This window comes from Rhizobium sophoriradicis (assembly GCF_003939025.1).
Classification (GTDB): Bacteria; Pseudomonadota; Alphaproteobacteria; order Rhizobiales; family Rhizobiaceae; genus Rhizobium; species Rhizobium sophoriradicis.
This window is the reverse complement of record NZ_RQIH01000026.1, coordinates 39,490-59,303: the sequence shown is the minus strand read 5'-3', so window position 1 is coordinate 59,303 and position 19,814 is coordinate 39,490. Positions and strand designations below refer to the sequence as shown.

Genomic DNA, 19,814 nt, shown 5'->3' with positions numbered 1-19,814 from the left:
AAACCCGGCAATCCTGTGATGCCGGGTTTCACGTGAGTCAGAGATCTGTTGTTCTATTCGGCTTATTCGGCAGCGACCTTGACGCCGGGTGCCGCATCGCGGACGCCGCCGTCGACGTGATTCTCGAACTTGGCGAAGTTGGCGATGAACATCGAAACCAGCTTTTCGGCCTGCGCGTCATAGGCCGGCTTGTCGGCCCAAGTCGAGCGCGGATCGAGAATGCCGCCATCGACACCGTCGACGGAAACCGGCACGGCGAAGCCGAAATTCGCATCCGTGCGGAATACGACCTGGCCGAGTTTGCCGCTGAGGGCGGCGGCGAGCAGCGCGCGCGTCGCCTTGATCGGCATGCGCTTGCCGGTGCCGTAGGCGCCGCCGGTCCAGCCGGTATTGACAAGCCAGCATTCGACGCCGTGGCGGCCGATCAGATCCTTGAGCAGGTTGCCGTATTCGGCCGGGTGTCGCGGCATGAAGGGGGCGCCGAAGCAGGTCGAGAAGGTCGCTTCCGGCTCGACGACGCCCTTTTCGGTGCCGGCCACCTTGGCGGTGTAACCGGAGAGGAAGTGGTACATCGCCTGGTCCGGCGTCAGCCGGGCGATCGGCGGCATGACGCCGAAGGCATCGGCGGTCAGCATGATGATCGTCTTCGGATGCCCGGCCCGGCCCGTTGCCGAGGCGTTCGGGATGAAATGCATCGGATAGGCGCAGCGGGTGTTTTCGGTCAGCGACCCGTCGTCGAAATCGGGCTCGCGGGCTTCGTTCAGCACGACGTTTTCGAGCACGGTGCCGAAGCGCTGCGTCGTTGCATAGATCTCCGGCTCCGCTTCGGCCGAGAGGCGGATGGTCTTGGCGTAGCAGCCGCCCTCGAAGTTGAAGATGCCGTTTTCGCTCCAGCCGTGTTCGTCGTCGCCGATCAGCGTGCGCGCCGGATCGGCCGAAAGCGTCGTCTTGCCCGTGCCGGAAAGGCCGAAGAAGACCGCCGCGTCGCCGTCGGGGCCGACATTGGCCGAGCAGTGCATCGGCATCACGCCCTTGGCCGGCAGCAGGTAGTTGAGCACGGTGAAGACCGATTTCTTCATTTCGCCGGCATAGGACGTGCCGCCGATGAGGACGAGGCCGTTGGTGAGATCGCAGGCGATCACCGTTTCCGAGCGGCAGCCGTGGCGGGCTGGATCGGCCTTGAAGCTCGGCAGATCGATGATCGTCAGCTTCGGCACGAAGGTGGCGAGCGCCGCCGTCTCCGGGCGGATCAAGAGATTGCGGATGAACAGCGAATGCCAGGCGAATTCGGTGACGACGCGGGTCGGCAACGCATGGCCTTCCTCGGCGCCGCCAACGAGATCCTGCACGAAAAGATCCTTGCCGGCGGCATGCGCCAGCATATCGTCGCGCAGCAGCGCGAAATGCTCCGGCGAGAGCGGCTTGTTGTTGTCCCACCAGATTTGGTCATCGGTATTGGCGTCACGAACGACGAATTTGTCGCGCGGCGAGCGGCCCGTATGCTGACCGGTGAGAGCCCTGAGCGCCCCCTGAGCGGTCAGTTCGGCTTCGCCCCGGCGGATCGCTTCCTCATACAGCGCTGCGGCGGAAAAGTTATAGCGAACGCTGGCTGCGCCGCCCAATCCAACCGTTGCCAGCTCCGTTGCCGGGTTACGAACTCCGAACATTTCCATGGCTACTTCCCTTCACTCAGGCGCGTTGCCGTTAAAACCGATCTCGAAAATAAGGGGAGAAATTTTAAAACACAAGAGACTAAAATTGAGAAAGTTCAGCAATATCAAACAATTAATCGATTTAAATTTGTTGCGACTATTTTAAATCGTTTGAAGAGGCGGCGTTGCAACAGTTGGGCACGCTACCTGAGATTGCCGGCGAATTTTACGACAATCCTCCCCTTTATCTTTGCCACAATTTGTTCCACCTTTATCCTCCATAAGCGCATCCGGTCACTGAGACCGCCTGGGGACGACGAAAATCCGGGAGATTGCGCACTGATGACGGAGACCAACACCATGCCGACAATCGCGCTCGTTGATGACGACCGCAACATCCTCACCTCGGTGTCGATCGCACTGGAGGCCGAAGGGTATAAGGTCGAGACCTATACGGACGGTGCCTCGGCGCTCGACGGGCTGCTGGCGCGACCGCCGCAGCTGGCGATCTTCGATATCAAGATGCCGCGCATGGACGGCATGGAGCTTTTGCGCCGCCTGCGGCAGAAGTCGGATATCCCGGTAATCTTCCTCACCTCCAAGGATGAGGAGATCGACGAGCTGTTCGGCCTGAAGATGGGCGCCGACGATTTCATCACCAAGCCGTTTTCGCAGCGCCTGCTGGTCGAGCGGGTGCGCGCCGTGCTGCGTCGCGCTTCGAGCCGCGAAGCCGCGGCCGCCGGCGGCACGAGCCCCAGCGGCACGCCGAAGGCCGGGGCCGTGCAACAGGCGCGTTCGCTGGAGCGTGGCCAACTGGTCATGGACCAGGAGCGCCATACCTGCACCTGGAAGGGCGAAGCGGTGACGCTGACGGTCACCGAGTTCCTGATCCTGCATTCGCTGGCGCAGCGTCCGGGCGTCGTCAAGAGCCGCGACGCGCTGATGGACGCCGCCTATGACGAACAGGTTTATGTCGACGACCGGACGATCGACAGCCACATCAAGCGGCTGCGCAAGAAATTCAAGATGGTCGATACCGATTTTGATATGATTGAAACGCTCTACGGAGTGGGATACCGCTTCCGCGAAGCAGCCTGAGCCCAGCGGCGCGGCGCGAGACATAGTTGAGGGTTGCGGGCTGGTTCATCCGGCCCCGCCCTTTGAAAGGGCCTGTCATTGGCACAGTTGGTGCAGGAAAGGGATCTGGACGATGCGGAGGGCGTGAGCACCCGTCGCGTCCGAGGCCGCCGTTGGTCGCATCCCTTCACGCTGATTCGCCGCATCTTTGGCAATGCGGTGTTTTCGAGCCTGACGCGGCGCATCCTGTTCTTCAATCTGGTCGCGCTGGTGGTGCTCGTCGGCGGCATCCTCTATCTCAACCAGTTTCGCGAGGGCCTGATCGACGCCCGCGCCGAAAGCCTGTTGACGCAGGGCGAGATCATCGCCGGCGCGGTTTCGGCCTCCGCATCGGTCGATACGAATTCGATCACCATCGATCCGCAGAAGCTGCTCGAACTGCAAGCCGGCCAGAGCATTACGCCGGTGCCGAACGACGAGGACCTGGAGTTTCCGATCGATCCCGAGAAAGTCGCCCCGGTCCTGCGCCGGCTGATTTCTCCGACGCGCACACGCGCGCGCATCTTCGATGCCGATGCCAATCTGCTGCTCGATTCGCGTCACCTCTATTCGCGTGGCCAGGTGCTGCGTTTCGATCTGCCGCCGGTCGAGGAAGAAAAGCAGACCTGGGGCGATTGGTTCGCGACCCTGTTCAACAAGGCGCTGCAGCCCGGCAACCTGCCGCTCTATAAAGAAGCGCCGGGTGGCGACGGTTCGATCTATCCCGAAGTGATGAACGCCCTGACCGGCGTGCGCGGCGCAGTGGTGCGCACCACGGAGAAAGGCGAACTCATCGTTTCCGTCGCCGTGCCGATCCAGCGCTTCCGCGCCGTGCTCGGCGTGCTGCTCTTGTCGACGCAGGCTGGCGACATCGACAATATCGTTCATGCCGAACGGCTTGCCATCATGCGTGTCTTCGGCGTTGCAACGCTCGTCAACGTGCTGCTTTCGCTGGTGCTGTCGTCGACCATCGCCAATCCGCTGCGCCGCCTTTCGGCCGCCGCCATTCGCGTGCGCCGCGGCGCCAAGGCACGTGAGGAGATCCCCGACTTCTCCGCCCGCCAGGATGAAATCGGCAATCTTTCCATCGCTCTGCGCGAGATGACGACGGCGCTCTACGACCGCATCGATGCAATCGAGAGCTTTGCGGCCGATGTCAGCCACGAGCTCAAGAACCCGCTGACCTCGCTGCGCAGCGCCGTTGAAACACTGCCGCTCGCCAAATCCGAGGATTCCAAGAAGCGGCTGCTTGATGTCATCCAGCACGATGTGCGCCGTCTCGACCGCCTGATCAGCGATATTTCCGATGCCTCGCGCCTCGACGCCGAACTCGCGCGCGTCGATGCCGCCTCCATCGACATGGAAGTGCTGCTGCGCGATCTGATCGAAGTGTCGCGCCAGATCAGAGGCAGCAAGAAGCAGGTGGAGATCGAATATGCGATCGAGCGCAAGCCGAACATCAAGACACGCTTCGTCGTCAACGGCCACGACTTGCGCATCGGCCAGATCATAACGAACCTGATCGAAAATGCCCGATCCTTCGTCCCTGAGAAGGGCGGCAAGATCACCGTGCGGCTGGTGCGCACACGGTCGCGCTGCGTCACCACTATCGAAGACAACGGTCCCGGCATCCAGGCGGAGAATATCGACCGCATCTTCGAGCGCTTCTATACTGATCGCCCGGAATCGGAAGGTTTTGGCCAGAATTCCGGCCTTGGCCTTTCGATCAGCCGGCAGATCGCCGAAGCCCATGGCGGTTCGCTGAGGGCGGAAAACATCACCGACGGCGAGAGCGGGCGCATACTCGGCGCGCGCTTCATCCTCGCCCTGCCCCTCGATGCCGCAGCATGAGCGAGGCTCCCAACATCCATGCGACGGCGATCGTCGTGGGCAGGACGGGGCTCCTGTTCAGCGGGCCCTCCGGCTGGGGCAAATCGATGCTGGCCTTTACCTGCATGACAGAGGCCCGCCGGCTCGGTTTGTTCACGGCACTGGTTGCCGACGATCAGGTGCTTCTGTCAGGAGAGGCAGGCTCGGTGATCGCCACCTGCCCGCCGTCGATCGCCGGGCTGATCGAACTGCGCGGCACCGGCATCGTCCGGCAGGATCATATTCCTCAGGCGGCCATGCATTATGCGGTGCTTCCGGGCAGCGCTTCCGGCGAAAACCGTGTACCCCCCGATGGCGAATTCGTCAGCCTTGCCGCCGGGTTTTCGCTTCCCGCATTGCGCTTGCTCACCGGTGTGCCGTCACCGCTTGCAGTCCTGATGGCGAAAGCGCCTGATATCGGCGATTGAGGGCTTCCGGATTGATCAATCTGCCTTATATGTTTGCATTTTTGTCTTGCACTTCGGCTTTTCATCGCCAAGATGTGCCCCCACCGGTGGACGTAATTGCTGCATTGCGATATCTCAGCCATCGTTTGCGTATAGGGGAGCAGTAATATCATGATCGGACTTGTGCTTGTCACTCATGGCAAGCTGGCTGAAGAGTTTCGTCATGCTGTCGAGCACGTCGTCGGTCCTCAGAAATTCATCGAGACGGTCTGTATTGGCCCCGAAGACGACATGGACCAGAGACGGCAGGACATTCTGCAAGCCGTTTCCGGTGCCGATGATGGCCATGGCGTCGTTATCCTCACCGACATGTTCGGCGGCACGCCGTCCAATCTCGCCATATCGGTCATGAGCAGCGGCCACACCGAAGTCATCGCCGGCGTCAACCTGCCGATGCTGATCAAGCTCGCCGGCGTGCGTGGCGAGAACAATATGGAGAAGGCGCTGGTCGAGGCTTCCGAAGCCGGGCGGAAATATATCAATGTCGCGAGCCGTGTGCTCAGCGGAAAATAACGGCGCTTCATGACATCGCTTTCCCGAGAACTCCTTATCATCAACAAGCGCGGACTTCACGCGCGCGCCTCCGCCAAATTCGTGCAGATGGTCGAGACCTTCGATGCCGCCATCACGGTCTCCAAGGATGGAATGACAGTCGGCGGCACCTCGATCATGGGCCTGATGATGCTTGCGGCGAGCCCAGGCTCCAGCGTCGTCGTCTCGGCGAGCGGCAGCCAGGCCGAGGAGGCGCTGGAGGCCTTGGACCAATTGATCCAGAACCGGTTCGGCGAAGAGATGTGAGCTACGGCTGAACTCATATAAACATATAAAGACTTCTTTATATCCTTATTGCCTTCCCATCAGAAGCCTGCTAAACGGCAGACATGCCGTGCGCTGAAGCGTGTCGCATCGAACCTGGTTCATGCAATGCGCTTTGGCTCTGTTATGCATCTCGCGTTCCCGGAACTGCTGCACATATCCGGGCGACATGCATCGGCACGCGGCCTATCCGTCGCGCGGTCATCTTCGCGCCTGCGCCAATTTTTGAGACGTTTTTCAGCCTGGAGACCTCTATGAGCACTGAAAAAGATTATGTCGTCGCCGATTTCGGGCTTGCGGATTTCGGCCGCAAGGAAATTACGATCGCCGAAACCGAAATGCCGGGGCTGATGTCCTGCCGCGCCGAATTCGGCGACGCAAAGCCGCTGAAGGGCGCGCGTATCACCGGCTCATTGCACATGACCATCCAGACGGCCGTGCTGATCGAGACGCTGGTGGCCCTCGGCGCCGAAGTCCGCTGGGCCTCCTGCAACATCTTCTCGACGCAGGATCATGCCGCTGCGGCAATCGCCGCTGCCGGCGTTCCGGTTTTCGCCGTCAAGGGCGAGTCGCTCGAGGACTACTGGGTCTACACCGACAAGATCTTCCAGTGGGCCGATGGCGGCCTTTCCAACATGATCCTCGATGACGGCGGCGACGCCACCATGTACATCCTGCTCGGCGCCCGCGCCGAAGCCGGCGAGGACGTATTGTCCCATCCGCATTCCGAGGAAGAGGAAATCCTCTTCGCACAGATCAAGAAGCGCCTTGCCGCTTCGCCCGGCTGGTTCACCAAGCAGCGCGATGCGATCAAGGGCGTTACCGAAGAAACGACGACGGGCGTCAACCGCCTCTATCAGCTCAGCCAGAAGGGCCTGCTGCCGTTCCCGGCGATCAACGTCAACGACTCCGTCACCAAGTCGAAGTTCGACAACAAGTACGGCTGCAAGGAATCGCTGGTCGACGGCATCCGCCGCGGTACCGACGTGATGATGGCCGGCAAGGTCGCCGTCGTCTGCGGTTATGGCGATGTCGGCAAGGGTTCTGCCGCTTCGCTCTCCGGCGCCGGCGCCCGCGTCAAGGTGACCGAAGCCGATCCGATCTGCGCCCTGCAGGCGGCGATGGATGGTTACGAAGTGGTGCTGCTCGAGGACGTGGTTTCCTCGGCCGACATCTTCATCACCACGACCGGCAACAAGGACGTCATCCGCATCGACCATATGCGCGAGATGAAGGACATGGCGATCGTCGGCAATATCGGCCATTTCGACAACGAAATCGAAGTCGCCGCGCTGCGGAACCTCAAGTGGACCAACGTCAAGCCGCAGGTCGACCTGATCGAATTCCCGAGGGGCAACCGCATCATCCTGCTTTCCGAAGGCCGCCTGCTCAACCTCGGCAACGCCACCGGCCACCCCTCCTTCGTCATGTCGGCTTCCTTCACCAACCAGACGCTGGCGCAGATCGAGCTTTTTACCAAGCCCGGCCAGTACGAGAACAAGGTCTACATCCTGCCGAAGCACCTCGATGAAAAGGTCGCGCGCCTGCATCTCGACAAGCTCGGTGTGAAGCTGACCCAGCTTAGCGAAGAGCAGGCTGCCTATATCGGCGTCTCGCCGAAGGGCCCGTTCAAGTCCGACCACTACAGATATTGATCTCATCATCGATATCCACAAGATGTAGAAGCCGCGGCATTGACAAATGCCGCGGCTTATTTTTTGGCCGCTCCCTTCCCGCCGATTCCCTTCCGAAGTATTGTTTTAAGACTTGATTCGTGGCGCCGGACCCCGTCCGACCGCTTCGAAAATGGGATGTCTTGTCGTAATGCGGCACATTGAAGGACGGAGACATACCGCGGATGTCGGAACTGAAAAACAGCCTGCCCGGTCAGGCGGACGACGGCGCTCGCGCCCATCGCCGCCCGCCGACGCCAGGCCAAGACTATAAATCTGCAACGGCACACGAGGCCGCAAAGCAAGAGCATGGATCATTGGCGCGCTTCCTGAAAACCTGCGCGGCCGGCACGGCGCTTGCCGCGCTGGCGCGGCCGGTTCTCGCACAAAGCGAGCAGCAGGCGGCAGCCTCGGCTCACCTCTTCACCTCCTCGCAGGTTATCGGCGTCTCCGTTGTCATCGGCGTCATATCGGCGGCCCTGCTTTCGACGCTCTGGCTGGTGCGCCAGCGCGGCAATCTGGAAAACGAGAGCCGGGAAATCCGCTCGGCGCTCTCCGATGCCCAGCAACGCATTTCACAATATCAGGCGCTGATCGCCGACAAGAACCGACGGATCGTCATCTGGGACGGCAATGCCCGTCCGGAGCTGCTCGGCCAGCTCCCGCCCGAGACCGGCGCGCCGCAGGACGGCGAATTCCTGGCCTTCGGCCTCTGGCTGAAGTCACGTTCGGCCTCCGAGCTGGAAAAGGCGATCGACCGGCTGCGCGACGAAGCGCAGAGCTTCGACATGGTGGTCGAGACCATCCGCGATGAGATCCTCGAGGCGCAGGGCCGGGTTTCCGGGGGACGCGCCTTCGTCCGCTTCGTGGCGCTCAACAATCTGCGCGCCGAACTTGCCGAACTCCGGATCGAGCGCGACCGGCTGATGACTTCGATCTCGGCCTTTCAGACGATGCTCGACGCGATCGACATGCCGGCCTGGCAGCGCGACCCGGCGGGTCGCCTCACCTGGGTCAACCAGGCCTATGGCGAGGCGGTCGAGGCGCGCTCGCCGCAACAGGCGATCAATGAAGGCCGCGAGATGCTGACGACGGTGGCGCGCGAACGCATTCGCGCCACGACGACGCCGGAATCGCCGTTTCACGACACGATTTCAACCGTCGTGCATGGCAACCGTACATTCTTCGATGTGGTCGACGTCACGCTTCCCGGCGGCTCGGCCGGCATGGCGGTCGACGTGTCCGATATCGAGGCGGTGCGCGCCGAGCTGGACCGGACGCTGAAGAGCCATGCCGAGACGCTCGACCATCTCGCCACGCCTGTCGCCATCTTCGACGGCGAGCGCCGGCTGCAATTCTACAATCAGGCCTTCGTGGCGCTCTGGGAGCTCGATATCGCCTTTCTCGAAGGCCGGCCGGACAATAGCGAGCTGCTCGAGCGCCTGCGAGCTGCCAAGAAGCTGCCGGACCAGCTCAACTGGAAAAGCTGGAAGGAAGCGGCTCTTTCCGTCTATCGCGCGCTCGATACGCAATCGGACCTCTGGCACCTGCCGAACGGTCAGACGCTGCGCGTCTTCGCCACCGCCCATCCGCAGGGCGGCGCCACCTGGGTGTTCGAAAACCTGACCGAACAGGTCGATCTCGAAACGCGCTACAACACGCTCGTCAAGGTGCAGGGCGAAACGATCGATCATCTTTCCGAAGGTGTGGCGGTGTTCGGCCCGGATGGACGCATCCGCCTGTCGAACCCGGCCTTCCGGGCGCTCTGGGGGATCACCGAAGCCGAGGCCAAGCCCGGCACCCATATCCGTGCGCTCGGCGAAGCCTGCGCCCCTTCCTACGACCAGCCAGACGGCTGGAAGACATTCGCGGAACTGATCACCAGCTTTGACGACGAGCGCCGCTCGAGCCAGGGGACGCTCGAACTGTTCTCCGGCCTCGTGCTCGACTACGCCGTCATCCCGCTGCCGAACGCCCAGACCATGCTGACCTTCGTCAACATGACGGACAGCGTGCGGGCCGAGCGGGCTCTGACGGAAAAGAACGAGGCACTGCGCAAGGCCGACGAGTTGAAGAACGACTTCGTTCAGCATGTTTCCTATGAATTGCGCTCGCCGCTGACCAATATCATCGGTTTCACCGACCTGCTGCGCACGCAGGGTGTGGGGCCGCTGAACGAGCGGCAGGCCGAATATATCGACCATATTTCGACCTCGTCCTCGGTTCTGCTGACGCTCGTCAACGATATTCTCGATCTTGCCACCGTCGATGCCGGCATCATGCGCCTCAACTATGCGGAAATCGATCTCAACGACCTGCTTGACGACGTCTCGATGCAGATCGCCGATCGGCTGCAGGAAAGCGGCGTGGCGCTCGAAATCACCGCGCCTGCCTATCTCGGCTCGATCGTCGCCGATCCGCAGCGGCTGAAACAGATTCTGCTGAAGCTTCTCTCCAACGCGGCGAATTTCTCGCCGGAGGGCAGCTCGATTTCGCTGGAATGCCAGCGCGAAGGCACGGATTTCGTCTTCTCCGTCCGCGATCGCGGCCCCGGCATCTCGCCCGACATGATCGCGACCGTCTTCGACCGGTTCGCCACGGGCGCTAAAAGCGGCAAGCGCGGCGGTGCCGGCCTCGGCCTCTCGATCGTCGACAGTTTCGTCAGCCTGCATCACGGCGACGTGACGATCGACAGCGAGCCGGGCAAGGGCACGACGGTCGTCTGCCGTATCCCCTCGGTTGATATTCCCCATACCGCCGCTGCCGAATGACCACCACCGATACGATCTCGCTTTTCCTGAAGGACGAGGCGGCCACCATTCGCCTCGGCGAAGATCTGGCGCTCGCCTTGAAGGCCGGCGATTACCTTGCGCTTTCCGGTGATCTCGGCGCCGGCAAATCGTCGCTCGCTCGGGCGATTTTGCGTGCCATGGCCGATGACGATGGGCTTGAGGTCCCGAGCCCGACCTTCACGCTGGTGCAATCCTACGACCTGCGGATCCCGGTTTCGCACTTCGACCTCTATCGGCTCGGCGACGCCAGCGAATTGACCGAACTCGGCTTCGACGAGGCGCTGCAGAACGGCATCTGTCTCGTCGAATGGCCGGAGATGGCTGACAGCGAATTGCCGGCAGAGCGCATTGCCCTGACGCTGGTGCATGAGGGCAGCGGTCGCCGGGCAACGATCGAGGCCGCCGGCCAGCAGGCGCAGCGCATCCGCCGGGTCTTCGCGATTCGCGATTTCCTCGACGGGGCCGGCTATGCCGAGGCCAAACGACGCTTCCTCACCGGCGATGCGTCGCTGCGCGCCTATGAAGCGATCTATCCGGATGCTGCCCCGCGAAAAATCCTGATGGACTGGCGCCCGCATCCCGAGGGACCGCCGGTCTACGACGGCAAGCCCTATCCCAAGGTCGCGCATCTGGCACAGAACGCCTATCCCTTCGTTGCGATTGCCGATGCGTTGCGCGAACGGGGGTTTGCAGCTCCGGAGATCTACAAGGTTGATTATGAGCAGGGCATCCTGCTGATCGAAGATCTAGGCACCGAAGGCGTGCTCGATGACGCCGGCCGGCCGATCGCCGAGCGTTACCGGCAAAGCGTCGCCTGCCTTGCCCATCTTCATTCCATGCAGTTTCCGCAGGATATCCCTGTTTCCGCCGCGCACACGCATCACATTCCCGACTTCGATCGCACCGCAATGAAGATGGAAGTGCAGCTTGTGCTAGACTGGCACATCGGCTGGAAGCGCGGCTCCGCACCCTCGGACGCAGAGCGCAAGGACTATCTGGCGATCTGGGACGCGCTGATCGAAGAGCTCGCCGCGGCCGAAAAGAACCTGCTGCTGCGCGACTTCCACTCGCCGAATATCATCTGGCGCCCGCAGGAGGCCGGCATCAGACAGGTCGGTCTCATCGATTTCCAGGATGCCATGATCGGCCCCACCGCCTATGATCTTGCCTCGATCGTCCAGGACGCACGCGTCACGATCAAGCCCGAGCTGTTCCGGCAGCTGATGGACGATTATCTCGCTCTTCGCCATGCGCAGGGCGGCTTCGACGAAGCCGGATTCATGAAGGCCTGGGCGATCATGTCGGCGCAGCGCAACTGCAAACTTGCCGGTCTCTGGGTGCGGCTGCTGCAGCGGGACGGGAAGCCCGATTATCTCAGGCATATGCCGCGCACACTCGCCTATCTCAACGTCGCGCTCGAGCATGAGGAGCTTGCCCCCTTGCGCGATTGGTGCGCAAGGGCTGGAATAGGCCAGAGCGAATCATAAATTCCGGATCAAGATGACCATCAGACAAGCCATGGTACTGGCCGCGGGTCTCGGAACCCGCATGCGCCCGATCACCGACACGATCCCAAAGCCGCTGGTGAAGATCGACGGCAAGCCGATGATCGATTATGCGCTGGACGCGCTGGTGGCGGCCGGCGTCGAACGGGCCGTCGTCAACGTTCACCACCATGCCGACCAGATGCTCGCCCATCTCGGCAATTATCGCGGCCTCGAGATCATCATATCCGACGAGCGGGACGGGCTGATGAATTCCGGCGGCGGGCTGGCGAAGGGACTGAGGCTGCTGGATCGGGACGATATCTTCGTCATGAATGCGGATCTCTTCTGGATCGGCGAGCAGCCCGGGCGGCCGACGAACCTGCAGCGCTTAGCCGGATTCCTCGACGCCGATCAGATGGACATGGCGCTGCTTTGTGTCGGCATCGAAGATACCACCGGTCACAACGGCAAGAACGACTTCAACCTTGCGGCCGACGGCCGGCTGATACGTTACCGCGATGATCCGTCCAATCCCGTCGTCTATGCCGGCGCGATCGCCATGAACCCGTCGCTGTTCGACGATGCGCCGAAGGATGCTTTCAACCTCAATATCTATTTCGACAAGGCGATTGCACGCGACCGGCTTTTCGGTCTGGTGCTCGACGGGCACTGGCTGACTGTGGGAACGCCGGAGGCGATCGGCGAGGCGGAGGAAACGATCCGCAGGTTGCGGGCGTTCGCGTGAGCCATGACGGAGCGGCACCAGCCACGCATCCTGACGATCCCGGCCGGCCTTCCCTTCCTGAAAACCCTGGCGACGACACTGTGCGACGGCCGATTGACGCCGCTCTTCCGGCATAATGTCGACGACCCGCTGTCGCTCGCCGGAGTAACCATCTACCTGCCGACGCGGCGCGCCGTGCGTGTGCTGCGCTCGGCATTCGTCGATCTGCTCGGCGGCCGGTCGGCGATCCTGCCTGTCATCCGCCCGCTCGGTGAAACCGACGATGACAGCGGCTATTTCGACGAGGTGCTGCCGACGACGATCGACCTCGCCCAGCCGCTGTCGAATACTGCGCGGCTGCTGGAACTGGCGCGCCTGATCCTTGCCTGGCGCAACAAACTGCCGGAGATCGTCCGCCATATTCATTCGGACTCGCCGCTGGTCGCGCCGGCAAGCCCGGCGGATGCGATCTGGCTCGCCCGCAATCTCGCCGAGCTGATCGATTCCATCGAAACCGAGGATCTCGACTGGTCGGAACTGTCGAAGCTCGACACCGGCGATTATGCCGCCTGGTGGCAGCTGACCGCCGAGTTTCTGCAGATCGCCAGCGCCTTTTGGCCGGCGCGGCTTTCCGAACTCGGCAAATCTTCGCCGGCACGGCACAGAAACGCCATTCTCAGGGCCGAAGCGGCCCAGCTTTCGGCGACCAAGCCCGGCGGTCCGATCATCATCGCCGGGTCGACAGGTTCGGTTCCGGCGACTGCCGATCTGATCGCCGCCGTCGCCCATCTGTCCGAAGGCGTGATCGTGCTTCCGGGCCTCGATCTCGCCATGCCGGAAGGACATTGGCAGATGGTCGCGCCCGAACCGGCGCCGGGCCAGCATCTCAATCCGGCCAGCCGGAGCCATCCGCAATACGGACTGTCATCGCTGCTGAAGAGGCTAAGGCTGACCCGGGCCGATGTCAGCATCCTTGACAGACCGGAGGCCGATCTTGACCGGCGCGCCGAAATCCTGTCCCGGGCGCTTGCCCCGGCAGAGGCGACCAGCGATTGGGGAACATGGAAGAGCGAGCTCCCCGGGGGAGCGCTGACTTCGGCCTTCAACGACGTTTCGCTGATCGAAGCCGCCAACGAGCGCGAGGAAGCAACCGCGATTGCCGTCGCGCTCAGACTGGCGCTGGAACGGCCGGGGCAGGACGGCGAGAGCCGGGCAGCCCTGATCACGCCGGACCGCAACCTCGCCCGTCGGGTGATGGCGGAGCTTTCACGCTTCGGCATCCTCGCCGACGATTCGGCCGGCACGCCGCTTTCGGCCACGCCGCAGGGCAGCTTGCTGCAATTGCTGCTGGAGGCGGCGCTGCGCCCGGGTGATCCGGTGGCGATCGTCTCACTGCTCAAACATCCTCTGGCCCGCTTCGGCCTCGAACGCGACGCCCTGATTTCCGCCACCGAAACGCTCGAGCTTCTGGCGCTGCGCGGCGGCGTGACCGAGGTGGATATCAGCGCGCTCGAGGTGCTTCTGACCCATCAGCTTGCCGAACAGGCCCTGGATCGGCACGCACCGCAATGGCGAAAGGCGCTTCCCGCCGACGCCGCCAATCTCGCATCCGAGCTTGCCCGCCGGATTACCCAGGCGACCGAGCCTCTCGCCTCTGCGCTCTTCCGGCACCGGCCGGAGGATCGCGGCAAGACGGCGAGTTTCACGCTGTCCGAATGGGCCGCGCGTACCGGCCGTGCTCTCGAAGCGGTCGCGGCCGATCCGCAAGGCAATCTTGCCGATCTCTGGTCGAACGAGGCGGGGGACGCACTTGCCTCCCTTCTCGGCGAAGTGATCGACACGGACGGGCAGATGGAGGCCGACGGGCCGCAATGGATCGACATCATGGCGGCGCTCGCCGCCGGCCATGCGGTGAAACCACGGGCGCTCAGCCATCCCAGGCTGTTCATCTTCGGCACGCTGGAAGCCCGGCTGCAGAGCGTCGATACGCTGATCCTCGGCGGACTGAACGAAGGCTCATGGCCGGGGCAGAGCGCCAACAATCCCTTCATTCCGCGAATGATGAAGACGGAGATCGGGCTCGAACCGCCGGAGCGGCGCATCGGCCAGCTGGCGCATGATTTCGAGATGGCGAACGGCACCCGCCACCTGATCTATTCCAGGGCGCTGCGTCAGGGCTCGACGCCGACGGTCGCCTCGCGCTGGCTGCAGCGGCTGCTGGCGCTGGGCGGGGAGGCGCTCGAAGCGGAACTCAAGGGGCGCGGCAGCCGGTTCTTGCAATGGGCCGGTCTCATCGATCGGGGAGAGAGCCAGGCGCCGGCGCAACGGCCTTCACCGAAACCGCCGCTGGCGCTGCAGCCGAAATCCTACTCCTTCAGCGAGGTCGGACGGCTGCGCCGCGATCCCTATGCCATCTATGCCCGCCGCATCCTGCGGCTGGATCCGGTCGACGCGTTCAATCGCGACCCCGGCGCAGCTGAACGCGGTACGCTCTATCACACGATCATCGACCGGTTCATCCGCGCGGCGCATGTGGCCGGCACGCCGGAGGCGGCAGCAGCGATGGAGCTTATCCTGACCGAGCTTTTCGACATGGAAAAGCTGCCGCCGCATATCGATGCCGTATGGCGGCCGCGTTTTCGGGAAGTGGCTCGCGCCTTCCTCGAATGGGAGGCCGGACGACGGCCAGCCATCCGCCGGACGCTGACGGAAGTGCGCGGCGGCGTGGAGCTGGAGGCGATCAATATCCGGCTCAATGGCGTCGCGGACCGGATCGACATTACCGGGCCGAACGCCGCCGACATCATCGACTACAAGACCGGCTACAACCCCTCGCCGGCGCAGGCACGCGCGCTTCTCGATCCGCAGCTCGCGCTGGAAGCCGCGGCCTTGCGCGCCGGCGCCTTTCGCGATGCCGGCAGCCTTACGCCGCAGGATCTGCTTTATGTCCGCCTGCGTCCCGGAAACCGATTCCAGGTCGATATGGTCAACAATGAAAACGCCGCCCGCAGCGACAAGGCGAAATCGGCAATCGACCTTGCCGAGGAATCGGTCGACCAGCTGATCAAGTTCGTCAGCCTGCTGCAATCCGGCGAAAAAGGCTTTACCTCGCGGCTCATCCCGGCGCAGCAATTTGATTTCGGCGGCGACTACGATCATCTCGCCCGCGTCTCCGAATGGTCGACGGCCGAGAATGAGGAAGGCGGCGGCGATGAGTGAGCGGAGCGACCTTCCTGATAACGACGATCCGGGGGCCTGGATCGGCTGGACCACGGTCCAACAGGCGATCGCCTCCGATCCGGTGCGCTCGGCATGGGTTTCGGCCAATGCCGGTTCCGGCAAGACGCATGTCCTGACCCAGCGCGTCATCCGGCTTCTGCTCGCCGGCGCGCGGCCTTCGGCCATTCTCTGCCTCACCTATACCAAGGCCGCGGCTTCGGAAATGTCGAACCGGGTCTTCGAACGGCTGGCCGACTGGGTCGTGCTTGACGATGACGATCTCAGCCGGCGGATCATTGAGATCGAAGGTACGGCGCCCGATCGGATAAAACTGGCCGAGGCCCGGCGGCTGTTTGCCAAGGCGCTGGAGACACCGGGCGGCTTGAAGATCCAGACGATCCACGCCTTTTGCGAGGCGCTGCTGCATCAGTTCCCACTGGAGGCCAATGTCGCTGGGCATTTTTCGGTTCTCGACGACCGCGCCGCCGCGGCGCTGCTTTCCGATGCGCGCCGGGCGCTGCTGACGGCGACTGCGCCGGAAGAAGGCGGCGCCCTTGCAGAGGCTTTCGCCTACGTTCTCAATCTCGGCGACGAATCCGGCCTGGAGAACCTGCTCGGCGACATTGTCGCCAACCGCAACGCCATCCGCCGCTTTACCGCGGCCGCCGAACAGCAGGGCGGCGTGGACATGGTTCTGCGCAAAAGGTTGGGGCTCGCCGCCGATGACACCGAGAGAGGGATCGCGGCGCAATACTGGCCGCTGCCGGAACTTTCATGCGGTACGCTGGAACTTTATCTGTCGCTGGCCGATCAAAAGGGCGGCGCCAAAGCGCAGGAGGTTGCCTATGGCCTGAGGCTCGCCGGCCGGGAGCCGGATGACGCCAGACGCGCTGCGATGCTTGAGAAAATTTTCCTGACGGCGAAGGGCGAGCAGAAAACGGACGCGCAGTTCCTGGTCAAGGCCATGCTTGCTGAAGCGCCGCAATTGGCGGAGGCCATCATCACCGCCCGCGCGCATGTCGCGGCAAGCCGCGACCGGCTGAAACTGATGCGGATGCACGGCGCCACGCAGGCCGCGCTCGTGCTCGCCGATCGGCTGAATCACGATTACGAGGAACTGAAGAAACAGCGCAGCCAACTCGATTTCGAGGACCTGATCACCCGCACCGCCGACCTGCTGACAAAGAGCGGCGTCGGTCCCTGGATCCATTACAAGCTCGACCGGGGTATCGATCATATCCTCGTCGACGAGGCGCAGGATACCAGCCCGATCCAATGGAGCGTCATCCAGTCGCTCGCCGAGGATTTCTTTTCCGGCGAGAGCGCCCGGCCGATCGTGCGCACGCTGTTTGCCGTCGGCGACGAGAAACAGTCGATCTATTCATTTCAGGGGGCGCGGCCCGAGCGTTTTTCGGAAGAGAGCGACCGGACGCGGCGGCGCGTCTCGGACAGCGGGCAGAGCTTTTCTTCCGTGCGGCTGCCGCTCTCCTTCCGCTCGACTGCCGACGTGCTCGAGGCCGTCGACGAGATTTTCAGGACATCCGACAATGCGCGAGGCCTCAGCGCTGTCGGCGAGCCGGTCGTGCATCGTTCCAGCCGCATCGGACATCCCGGCGCCGTCGACCTCTGGGAAATGGTCGCGCCGGAAGCGGTGGTGAAGGAAGAGGATTGGACGGCGCCCTTCGATGCGACGCCGGAAAGCGCGCCGGCCGCAATTCTCGCGCGGCGCATCGCCCATTCGATCGGCGCGCTCGTCGGCCGTGAAACGATCGTCGACAAAGGCAAGGAGCGGCTGATCGAGGCCGGTGATATTCTTGTGCTGGTGCGCAAGCGCGACGCATTCGTCAATGCGTTGACACGCGCCTTGAAACGTCGCGGCGACATTCCCGTCGCCGGCGCCGACAGGCTCACCCTGACCAGCCATATCGCCGTGCAGGATCTGCTCGCACTCGGCCGTTTCCTGCTTCTGCCGGAAGATGACCTGTCGCTCGCCGCCGTGCTCAAGAGCCCGCTTTTCGATCTCTCTGAGGAGGACATCTTTGCGGCCGCGGCACTGCGGGGCGACAATGAGAGCGTCTGGAGCCATCTCAAGAAATTCGCCGCCGACGGTAACGAGCGTTTCCGCGCGGCGGTCGAAAAGCTGGAACTGTTCCTCCGACAATCGAAAACCCTATCGGTGCATGATTTCTATGCGCGCCTGCTGGGCAGCCACGGCGGACGGCGGCAGTTTCTTGCCCGCCTCGGCACTGAAGTCAGCGATATCCTCGACGAATTCCTGACCTTCACCCTCGACCATGAGAGCTCCGGCCTTCCCGGGCTGCAATCCTTCGTCTCGACGCTCGAGCTCGAAGCGCCCGAGGTCAAGCGAGAGCAGGACAAGGGACGCAACGAGGTCAGGATCATGACCGTGCATGCCTCAAAGGGTCTTGAGGCACCCATCGTTTTCCTGGTCGACGGTGGCTCCAAAGCCTTCACGCATACGCATCTGCCGAAGCTTCGCCTGATCGAAACCGACCCGGATGAGCCGCCGATGCCCGCCTGGGTTCCCGTCGCCGACCTCGCCAATTCGCTGACGCAGAACGATGCCGCGCGAATCCAGATACTGGCCGAAGAGGAGTATCGCCGGCTGCTCTATGTCGCCATGACGCGGGCCGCCGACCGGCTGGTCGTCTGCGGCTACCGTGGCGTGCGCGCGAACAACGACACCTGGCATATGATGATTTCCACCGCGCTCAGCGAAGGTCATCCGCATGTGGAGGCAGCCAGCTTCTCCGACCCCGACGGGGAATGGCAGGGCATCAGATGGCGCGTGCCGCGGGTGGAGCGGAGCTTCGAGCGTATCATCCGCAGTGAGGCGCGCGACGACGAAATTAGGCTGCCGGAAGGCCTGTTGCGGCCATTGCCGCCACAGGCGGAACTGCCTCGGCCCCTCAGCCCTTCCGGCGCCGGGACGATCATCGACGAAGACGAAGGCGGCCTGGTTGTCGCTTCTCCGCTCTTTTCAGAGAAGCAACGCAGCGATCGCTCGCTGGAGAAAGGCAGGCTGCTGCATCGCATGCTGCAGGCGCTTCCCGATATTCCGCCGGAGGAGCGGCCCGGTGCGGCCCAGCGTTACGGCGAACGGGCGGCCCGTTTCTGGCCCGAGGCCGAACGGCGCAAGCTGGTCGATTCGGTTCTGAAACTATTGGACGAGAAGGACTTGCAGCCCGTCCTCGGCGAGCAGGCCCGGCCCGAGGTCTCGATCATGGGGACATTGACCCTCGACGGCAGGCGCTATGCCGTCTCCGGCCGCATCGATAGGCTGGCGGTGCTTACCGATCGCGTCGTCATTCTCGATTACAAAACCAATCGCGTGCCGCCGGCGTCCGAAGACGCCATCCCCTTTGCACACCGGGCGCAGCTGGCGATCTATCGCGAGATCCTGGCACCGCTCTATCCCGGCAAGCGCATCGACTGCATGCTCGTCTATACCGAGAACGCCTCCCTCTACACGCTGAGCGAAAGGGCGCTCGGTTTGGCGCTTGCAGGACTGAAGACAAAGTGAAATACCGGACATTGAAAATTTGGCACCGCAGCATCACATGTGGTTCAACATCCAATTCCGTCAAAGGAGCAGCCTATGGCTACCGTGAAAGTCGATATCAATAACTTCCAGTCGGAAGTTCTGGAATCTGCAGAACCCGTCGTCGTCGATTTCTGGGCTGAATGGTGCGGCCCGTGCAAGATGATTGCGCCGAGCCTCGAAGAAATCTCCGTCGAAATGGAAGGCAAGGTCAAGGTTGCCAAGCTCAATATCGACGAGAACCCGGAACTCGCCGCACAGTTCGGCGTGCGCTCCATTCCGACGCTTGCAATCTTCAAGGGCGGCGAAGTCGCCGATATCTCGGTCGGCGCCAAGCCTAAGACCGCTCTGTCGAACTGGATTTCGAACGCTGCCTGATCGATTGATGTCACATTACGAAAAAGCCCGGCTTTGACCGGGCTTTTTCATTTTGGGCT

13 protein-coding genes are annotated in these 19,814 nt (G+C 62.8%); 12 read left to right on the top strand and 1 reads right to left on the bottom strand.

Annotated features, from left to right (window positions below; translation table 11 throughout):
• Positions 1–62 precede the first annotated feature (62 nt).
• On the bottom strand, positions 63–1,673 hold the full coding sequence (locus EFR00_RS30765; RefSeq protein WP_077992791.1) for a phosphoenolpyruvate carboxykinase: 1,611 nt from the start codon (positions 1,671–1,673) through the stop codon (positions 63–65).
• Positions 1,674–2,012: 339 nt separating this feature from the next.
• Between EFR00_RS30765 and EFR00_RS30760 the strand changes: the two genes are divergently transcribed.
• From EFR00_RS30760 to trxA, 12 genes are all read left to right on the top strand, one after another.
• Positions 2,013–2,750 carry a response regulator transcription factor gene (locus EFR00_RS30760; protein ID WP_190233656.1) on the top strand — a complete coding sequence of 246 codons (738 nt, stop codon included), beginning with the start codon at positions 2,013–2,015 and terminating at the stop codon, positions 2,748–2,750.
• A gap of 78 nt (positions 2,751–2,828) precedes the next feature.
• Positions 2,829–4,619: a sensor histidine kinase gene (locus EFR00_RS30755; RefSeq protein WP_038685906.1), complete on the top strand. Its 1,791-nt coding sequence runs from the start codon at positions 2,829–2,831 to the stop codon at positions 4,617–4,619.
• A complete protein-coding gene (locus EFR00_RS30750) occupies positions 4,616–5,065 on the top strand; it encodes an HPr kinase/phosphorylase (protein WP_077992789.1) in 450 nt (149 codons plus the stop codon). Before EFR00_RS30755 ends, EFR00_RS30750 begins: the two co-directional genes overlap by 4 nt.
• A gap of 150 nt (positions 5,066–5,215) precedes the next feature.
• Positions 5,216–5,617 carry a PTS sugar transporter subunit IIA gene (locus EFR00_RS30745; RefSeq protein WP_004672623.1) on the top strand — a complete coding sequence of 134 codons (402 nt, stop codon included), beginning with the start codon at positions 5,216–5,218 and terminating at the stop codon, positions 5,615–5,617.
• Between the two features lie 9 nt (positions 5,618–5,626).
• The gene (locus EFR00_RS30740) at positions 5,627–5,902 is read left to right on the top strand and encodes an HPr family phosphocarrier protein (protein ID WP_003544133.1); all 276 of its coding nucleotides are present in this window, start codon (positions 5,627–5,629) and stop codon (positions 5,900–5,902) included.
• Between the two features lie 272 nt (positions 5,903–6,174).
• Positions 6,175–7,575 carry an adenosylhomocysteinase gene (gene ahcY, locus EFR00_RS30735; protein ID WP_077992786.1) on the top strand — a complete coding sequence of 467 codons (1,401 nt, stop codon included), beginning with the start codon at positions 6,175–6,177 and terminating at the stop codon, positions 7,573–7,575.
• 203 nt (positions 7,576–7,778) lie between these two features.
• Complete coding sequence (locus EFR00_RS30730; RefSeq protein WP_077992785.1) at positions 7,779–10,364, top strand: sensor histidine kinase; 2,586 nt, start codon at positions 7,779–7,781, stop codon at positions 10,362–10,364.
• Positions 10,361–11,872, top strand: coding sequence for a tRNA (adenosine(37)-N6)-threonylcarbamoyltransferase complex ATPase subunit type 1 TsaE (tsaE, locus tag EFR00_RS30725; protein WP_077992784.1), 1,512 nt, complete (start codon positions 10,361–10,363; stop codon positions 11,870–11,872). The genes EFR00_RS30730 and tsaE overlap by 4 nt, the downstream gene beginning before the upstream one ends.
• A gap of 13 nt (positions 11,873–11,885) precedes the next feature.
• Complete coding sequence (locus tag EFR00_RS30720; protein ID WP_077992781.1) at positions 11,886–12,617, top strand: nucleotidyltransferase family protein; 732 nt, start codon at positions 11,886–11,888, stop codon at positions 12,615–12,617.
• 3 nt (positions 12,618–12,620) lie between these two features.
• A complete protein-coding gene (gene addB / locus EFR00_RS30715; protein WP_077992780.1) occupies positions 12,621–15,815 on the top strand; it encodes a double-strand break repair protein AddB in 3,195 nt (1,064 codons plus the stop codon).
• Positions 15,808–19,359 (top strand): double-strand break repair helicase AddA, encoded by a 3,552-nt coding sequence (gene addA / locus EFR00_RS30710; protein WP_077992779.1) that lies wholly within the window; start codon positions 15,808–15,810, stop codon positions 19,357–19,359. Before addB ends, addA begins: the two co-directional genes overlap by 8 nt.
• A 75-nt stretch (positions 19,360–19,434) precedes the next feature.
• The gene (gene trxA / locus EFR00_RS30705; RefSeq protein ID WP_004672616.1) at positions 19,435–19,755 is read left to right on the top strand and encodes a thioredoxin; all 321 of its coding nucleotides are present in this window, start codon (positions 19,435–19,437) and stop codon (positions 19,753–19,755) included.
• Positions 19,756–19,814 lie beyond the last annotated feature (59 nt).